At 45.2% G+C, this 5,635-nt stretch carries 5 protein-coding genes and 10 tRNA genes; all 15 read left to right on the plus strand.

The genetic code is table 11. From position 1 onward, the window contains the following. The first annotated feature begins 10 nt into the window (after nucleotides 1-10). Nucleotides 11-84 (plus strand) — tRNA-Arg (locus I1A59_RS08880). A gap of 134 nt (nucleotides 85-218) precedes the next feature. Further along, nucleotides 219-292, plus strand: a tRNA-Pro gene (locus I1A59_RS08885). 3 nt (nucleotides 293-295) lie between these two features. Continuing rightward, nucleotides 296-369: transfer RNA gene (locus I1A59_RS08890), tRNA-Met, on the plus strand. 24 nt (nucleotides 370-393) lie between these two features. Beyond that, nucleotides 394-467: transfer RNA gene (locus I1A59_RS08895), tRNA-Ile, on the plus strand. Between the two features lie 5 nt (nucleotides 468-472). Then, nucleotides 473-562: transfer RNA gene (locus I1A59_RS08900), tRNA-Ser, on the plus strand. Nucleotides 563-576: 14 nt separating this feature from the next. Next, nucleotides 577-650, plus strand: a tRNA-Met gene (locus tag I1A59_RS08905). A gap of 3 nt (nucleotides 651-653) precedes the next feature. Beyond that, nucleotides 654-726, plus strand: a tRNA-Phe gene (locus I1A59_RS08910). Nucleotides 727-738: 12 nt separating this feature from the next. Further along, a tRNA-Gly gene (locus I1A59_RS08915) sits at nucleotides 739-809 on the plus strand. Nucleotides 810-846: 37 nt separating this feature from the next. Next, a tRNA-Ile gene (locus tag I1A59_RS08920) sits at nucleotides 847-920 on the plus strand. Nucleotides 921-922: 2 nt separating this feature from the next. Continuing rightward, a tRNA-Ser gene (locus I1A59_RS08925) sits at nucleotides 923-1,010 on the plus strand. 65 nt (nucleotides 1,011-1,075) lie between these two features. Next, nucleotides 1,076-1,891, plus strand: a complete 816-nt coding sequence (mreC, locus tag I1A59_RS08930; protein ID WP_196092418.1) for a rod shape-determining protein MreC — start codon at nucleotides 1,076-1,078, stop codon at nucleotides 1,889-1,891. Beyond that, complete coding sequence (mreD, locus tag I1A59_RS08935; protein WP_196092419.1) at nucleotides 1,891-2,397, plus strand: rod shape-determining protein MreD; 507 nt, start codon at nucleotides 1,891-1,893, stop codon at nucleotides 2,395-2,397. Before mreC ends, mreD begins: the two co-directional genes overlap by 1 nt. Before the next feature lie 66 nt (nucleotides 2,398-2,463). Next, nucleotides 2,464-3,432: a ribose-phosphate diphosphokinase gene (locus I1A59_RS08940; RefSeq protein WP_196092420.1), complete on the plus strand. Its 969-nt coding sequence runs from the start codon at nucleotides 2,464-2,466 to the stop codon at nucleotides 3,430-3,432. Between the two features lie 221 nt (nucleotides 3,433-3,653). Then, nucleotides 3,654-4,418, plus strand: coding sequence for a DNA repair protein RecO (gene recO / locus I1A59_RS08945; protein ID WP_196092421.1), 765 nt, complete (start codon nucleotides 3,654-3,656; stop codon nucleotides 4,416-4,418). Continuing rightward, the gene (gene plsX / locus I1A59_RS08950) at nucleotides 4,415-5,419 is read left to right on the plus strand and encodes a phosphate acyltransferase PlsX (protein ID WP_196092422.1); all 1,005 of its coding nucleotides are present in this window, start codon (nucleotides 4,415-4,417) and stop codon (nucleotides 5,417-5,419) included. The genes recO and plsX overlap by 4 nt, the downstream gene beginning before the upstream one ends. Nucleotides 5,420-5,635 lie beyond the last annotated feature (216 nt).

A 5,635-nucleotide genomic window follows, 5' to 3' on the forward strand; every position in this document is an offset into this window, starting at 1 on the left:
CGGCAAATGAGCACCCTTAGCTCAACTGGATAGAGTACCTGACTACGAATCAGGCGGTTAGAGGTTCGACTCCTCTAGGGTGCATGTAAACAATAATACGGGAAGTAACTCGGATTGGTAGAGCTCAAAGTTTAGCTTTGAGGTTGCGGATGAGGATTTGCGAAGCAAATCTACTTAGCAAGTACTCTACAGCTGAGATACAACCGAATTTATAGTTACGGGAAGTAGCTCAGCTTGGTAGAGTACTTGGTTTGGGACCAAGGTGTCGCAGGTTCGAATCCTGTCTTCCCGATATGGCGGTGTAGCTCAGCTGGCTAGAGCGTCCGGTTCATACCCGGGAGGTCGGGGGTTCGATCCCCTTCGCCGCTATGTTTTTTAGTATCGATCTTGCTTGGACCTTTAGCTCAGCTGGTTAGAGCTCTCGGCTCATAACCGAGTGGTCGTAGGTTCAAGTCCTACAAGGTCCATATTTGGAGGATTACCCAAGTCCGGCTGAAGGGAACGGTCTTGAAAACCGTCAGGCGTGTAAAAGCGTGCGTGGGTTCGAATCCCACATCCTCCTTGTTTTAAGAATAGCGCGGGATGGAGCAGCTAGGTAGCTCGTCGGGCTCATAACCCGAAGGTCGTAGGTTCAAATCCTGCTCCCGCAATTTGGCTCGGTAGCTCAGTTGGTAGAGCAATGGATTGAAGCTCCATGTGTCGGCGGTTCGATTCCGTCTCGCGCCATTTCTTTTATAAGCGGGTGTAGTTTAGTGGTAAAACTACAGCCTTCCAAGCTGTTGTCGCGAGTTCGATTCTCGTCACCCGCTTTGAACTTTTATGTTCAAGATACCAAGTTTTTAACTTGGGCGCGTAGCTCAGGTGGTTAGAGCGCACGCCTGATAAGCGTGAGGTCGGTGGTTCGAGTCCACTCGTGCCCATAGGAGAATTACTCAAGAGGCTGAAGAGGACGGTTTGCTAAATCGTTAGGTCGGGTAACCGGCGCGGGGGTTCGAATCCCCCATTCTCCGTCGTGAAAGTAAGGTTGGGATTTTATCCTAGCCTTCTTATTTTATCCTTTTTTAGTGGTGGATGTATGAAAAAATTTCGCATGTCAAAAACAGTTCTCCTCACAGGTTTAGCTTCGATTCTTGTCTTGGGATTACTGTTTTTTTCTTACTCTTCAGTCATTGTTCAGCAAACCAATCGAGGTGTTGCTTTTCTGAGTCGTTTACTGCATCTGCCTTTTGGGGCTTTGCGGCAAGCGGAAACAGATTTTTCTAATTTATTTTATGCTTATGAAGAAAATCAGGACTTAAAGCAGCGTCTCTATGCCATGGATGAGGAAGTGAATCAGGTTGACTCCCTTAAGAAGGAGAATGAAGAATTGCGGCAACAGTTAGGTTTGCAGTCCCAGTTTAAGGACCGCAAAGTCATCCAGGCAGGGGTTATCGATCGTCTACCAGCTACTTGGTCTAATCGGTTAGTGATTGATAAAGGTTCACAAGATGGGCTTGTCGAGAATATGTATGTCGTTGCTCATGGTGGACTCGTGGGTCAGGTTTCGGAAGTTTCTGACGAAACCAGTGTTGTCTCCCTCTTGACTTCGGAACAAGAACCTTTAGCGATTCCTGTTAAAATCAATACAGGTTCTAAAGATATTTTTGGAATTATTAAGTCCTATGATCCGGTACAGCAGCTAGTAACGGTGAGCCAGCTCAACGCTTCGGATGAGATTCCAAAAGGGGCTCGTGTGATGACGTCTGGTTTGGGAAATATGCCGGTGAAGGATATTCCTTTGGGGCAAGTTGAGTCCAGTAAGCAGAATAGCAATAACTTAGAGCGTGAAGTCTACGTTAAGATGTCCGCAAGCAGTTTAGATTTTTCAACAGTTAGTGTGGTAGGTCAATAATGAAAGCAGTCTGGAATCTTTTTCAAATCCTTGGTCTCTTTCTCTTGCTTTGGTTTGTAGACCAGCAATCCTCCCTATTCTTGTCCTATCTGATTCCTAGTCACTGGTATCCTGTGTTTCATGCTAGTCTGATTTTCTTGCTCTTTGCTTCGGTTTTTTATTCAACCTTTACTTTATTAGGGGCAAGCTTGATCGCCGGTTTTCTTATGGATAGTTATGTCTTCCATTCCATTGGCATTCTTTTTGTACTGTTGCCTCTCTGCGTTCTCTTGGTAACGAGTTTGAATCGTTTGTTTTTACGAAATACCTGGACCATTCTACTCGCAACAGTTCTCCTCATCAGTCTTTTTGAAAGTCTCTATTTTGGGGCTGCCAGTCTTTTTGGGATGGCCAGTTTGAATTGGACGGATTTTGTGGCTCTGAGTCTTGCCCCTAGTTTGGCTGTTAATCTCCTTTTAAGTTTGTTGGCAACCCCTCTTTTTCGTTTTTTCCTAGCCAAATCTTGATTTCATTTGAAAAAAGATTTGAAAAGGTTTAAAATGGAAGAAGGGATAAAAAATGCGGAGGAAATCATGTCTTTTTCTGATTTAAAATTGTTTGCTCTGTCGTCAAATCAGGACCTAGCCAAGCGTGTGGCAGCTGCGATTGGCATGGAATTGGGTAAATCCAGTGTCCGTCAGTTCTCAGATGGAGAGATTCAAGTGAATATTGAAGAATCCATTCGTGGAAAACACGTTTACATTCTTCAATCTACCAGCTCACCGGTTAATGATAACTTGATGGAAATCTTGATTTTGGTAGATGCTTTGAAACGGGCAAGTGCGGAGTCGGTTAATGTGGTCATGCCTTATTATGGGTATGCTCGCCAGGACCGGAAAGCCAGAGCTCGGGAGCCGATTACATCTAAACTTGTGGCTGATATGCTGCAAGTAGCAGGAGTTAACCGTCTGTTGACCGTTGATTTGCACGCAGCTCAAATTCAAGGATTCTTTGATATTCCAGTGGACCATCTGATGGGAGCTCCATTGATTGCGGACTATTTTGAACGTCGTGGCATGGTTGGCGATAACTATGTTGTGGTGAGTCCAGACCATGGGGGTGTTACGCGCGCACGGAAACTGGCAGAATTCCTACGGACACCGATTGCCATTATTGACAAACGTCGTTCCGTTGACAAGATGAATACCAGCGAGGTGATGAATATCATCGGGAAGGTTGAAGGTAAGACCTGTATTCTGATTGATGACATGATTGATACAGCGGGAACCATTGCCCACGCTGCAGACGCCTTACAAGAGGCGGGAGCAGTTGAGGTGTATGCTAGCTGTACCCACCCTGTCTTATCAGGACCAGCCATGGATAATATCCAGAATTCAGCCATTAAGAAATTGGTCGTTTTGGATACGATCTATCTTCCAGAAGAGCGTTTGATTGACAAGATTGTTCAAATCTCGACCGCAGATCTTTTGGCAGAGGCAATTATTCGCATTCATGAAAAACGTCCTCTATCGAGTTTATTTGCTTTGAGTAAGAATAAGTAGGTAGCAGAATGATATAGTCTTTTTGTTTGCTTTTAGTACAAGGCAGCGAGTCGCAGACAGCTCAAAATCTTGAGGAAGATTTTGAGCTTGCTGATAAAACTTTTGAAGAAAGTTTCAATGAAGTACGGCAAGACGAGCTAACACAGTAATAAAAGATAAACGAAAAGATTATAAAAGAAAAGGGGCTGGCTCAGCCCCTTTTACTATTTAGGTAGGTGCTGATGGAGACAGTTCAATCCAAAGGTTTGGTTCTTTACAACCGTCCCTATCGGGAAAAGGACCGCCTGGTGAAGATTTTTACAGAGAAGGCTGGGAAGCGGATGTTTTTTGTCCGTAATGTGGAGAAGTCCCAGCGTTTGGCTCAGATTCAGCCTTTGGTGTTTGGGGACTATATTCTGAAACTTCGGGAGGAAGGTCTGGGCTATATTGATGAAGTCAGTGTGGAGACGTCCTATCCTAAGGTTCAGGGAGATATTTATTCCCTGGCCTATGCGTCCTATGTTTTGGCTTTAGCGGATGCCAGTATTCAGGATGGGCAAGCGGATCCAGCTCTTTTTCAGTTTGTGACCAAGACTTTGGAGTTGATGGAGGAAGGTCTGGATTACGAGGTATTGACCTTGATTTTTGAGATGCAGATTTTGGACCGTTTTGGGACACGTTTGCTCTTGTCGGAGTGTTGCTTCTGTCATCGGACTGGTTTGCCCTTTGACTATAGCTTTGTCTATGATGGGGTGCTGTGTCCCGAACATTATGATCAGGATGTCCATCGTGCTCACTTTAATCCCAACAGTCTCTTCCTTCTTGAGAGGTTTCAGGCTGTTTCCCTGGAGGAATTAGAGAGCATCCGTTTATCCACTGAAACCAAGGCTGACTTACGTCGGACCCTTGATACTTTTTACCAAGAATATGTCGGCATTCACTTGAAGGCCAAAAAATTTCTAGATTCCCTGGATGAGTGGGGGAGTCTGTTGAAGGAGAGAAAATGAAACGTATTGCCATTGATGCTATGGGAGGCGATGCTGCGCCTCAGGCTATTGTTGAGGGGGTTCTACGGGCCCGTGATGAGCTATCCGATGTGATCTTTCAATTGTATGGGGATCAAGATCAGATTCAACCTCTCATTGAGAATAGCAATCGGATTGAGATCATTCACACTAAGGAAAAAATTGAAGGGGATGATGAGCCAGCTCGGGCTATTCGGCGTAAAAAGGATGCCAGCATGGTCCTCGCGGCCAAGGCCGTCAAGGAAGGGCAGGCAGATGCCCTTCTATCAGCTGGAAATACCGGTGCTTTGCTAGCTGCATCTTTCTTCATTATTGGTCGGATTAAAGGAATTGACCGGCCTGGTTTGTTGACGATTTTGCCAAGCAAAAATGGCCAAGGCTTTGTCATGATGGACTTGGGGGCTAATGCGGAAAGTACAGCAGGGCATTTGGAGCAATATGCTTTAATGGGCTCCTTCTATGCCAGCCAGGTTCGAGGGATCCAAAATCCTCGAGTTGGGCTGCTCAATAATGGATCCGAGGCCGGTAAGGGAGATCCCCTCCGCAAGGAAGCCTATCAACTCTTGGAGGCTCGTGAGGACCTCAACTTTGTAGGGAATGTTGAAGCACGGGATCTGATGGATCAGGTAGCTGATGTCGTGGTGACAGACGGATTCACTGGAAATGCAGTCCTCAAAACCATGGAAGGAACAGCCTTGGGAATCCTCAGCCAACTCAAGTCTACCATCCTAGCAGGCGGCCTACGTGCTAAGTTGGGAGCCTGGTTGTTAAAACCAAGTCTCAAGGAAATGCAGCAAAGCTTAGACTATACGGAAGCTGGAGGCGCTATGCTCTTTGGTGTCAAAGCCCCTGTTGTCAAGGCTCACGGATCTAGCGATGCCAAATCCATCTACTACACCCTCAAACAAGTTGCTACCATCTTGGATAGCCAGATTGTAGAACAAACTAGGGGAGTCTTCCAAAGGGAAGAAGAATCAGTATAAAATTGAAAAAGGTTTTTGGGAGGTAGATCCCGAAAACCTTTTTCAATTTGGTACCAATATTTTTCGATGACTCAATTGTGCAATCATTATCCCGAATTATTCATACCCTGAATATCTTTGCGTAACTATCAAAAAAATCATCAGAAACAAGTAATAAACAATTGCAGTTCTGATGATTTTTATGAACGATCAAGCTTTTCTATAAATAAAGATGGA

The sequence above is a fragment of the Streptococcus sp. NLN76 genome, assembly GCF_015686645.1.
Taxonomy (GTDB): domain Bacteria; phylum Bacillota; class Bacilli; order Lactobacillales; family Streptococcaceae; genus Streptococcus.

Coding starts and splice junctions, on each gene's coding strand:
- mreC (WP_196092418.1), top strand. CDS start 1,076: ATGAAAAAATTTCGCATGTCAAAAACAGTTCTCCTCACAGGTTTAGCT.
- mreD (WP_196092419.1), top strand. CDS start 1,891: ATGAAAGCAGTCTGGAATCTTTTTCAAATCCTTGGTCTCTTTCTCTTG.
- I1A59_RS08940 (WP_196092420.1), top strand. CDS start 2,464: ATGTCTTTTTCTGATTTAAAATTGTTTGCTCTGTCGTCAAATCAGGAC.
- recO (WP_196092421.1), top strand. CDS start 3,654: ATGGAGACAGTTCAATCCAAAGGTTTGGTTCTTTACAACCGTCCCTAT.
- plsX (WP_196092422.1), top strand. CDS start 4,415: ATGAAACGTATTGCCATTGATGCTATGGGAGGCGATGCTGCGCCTCAG.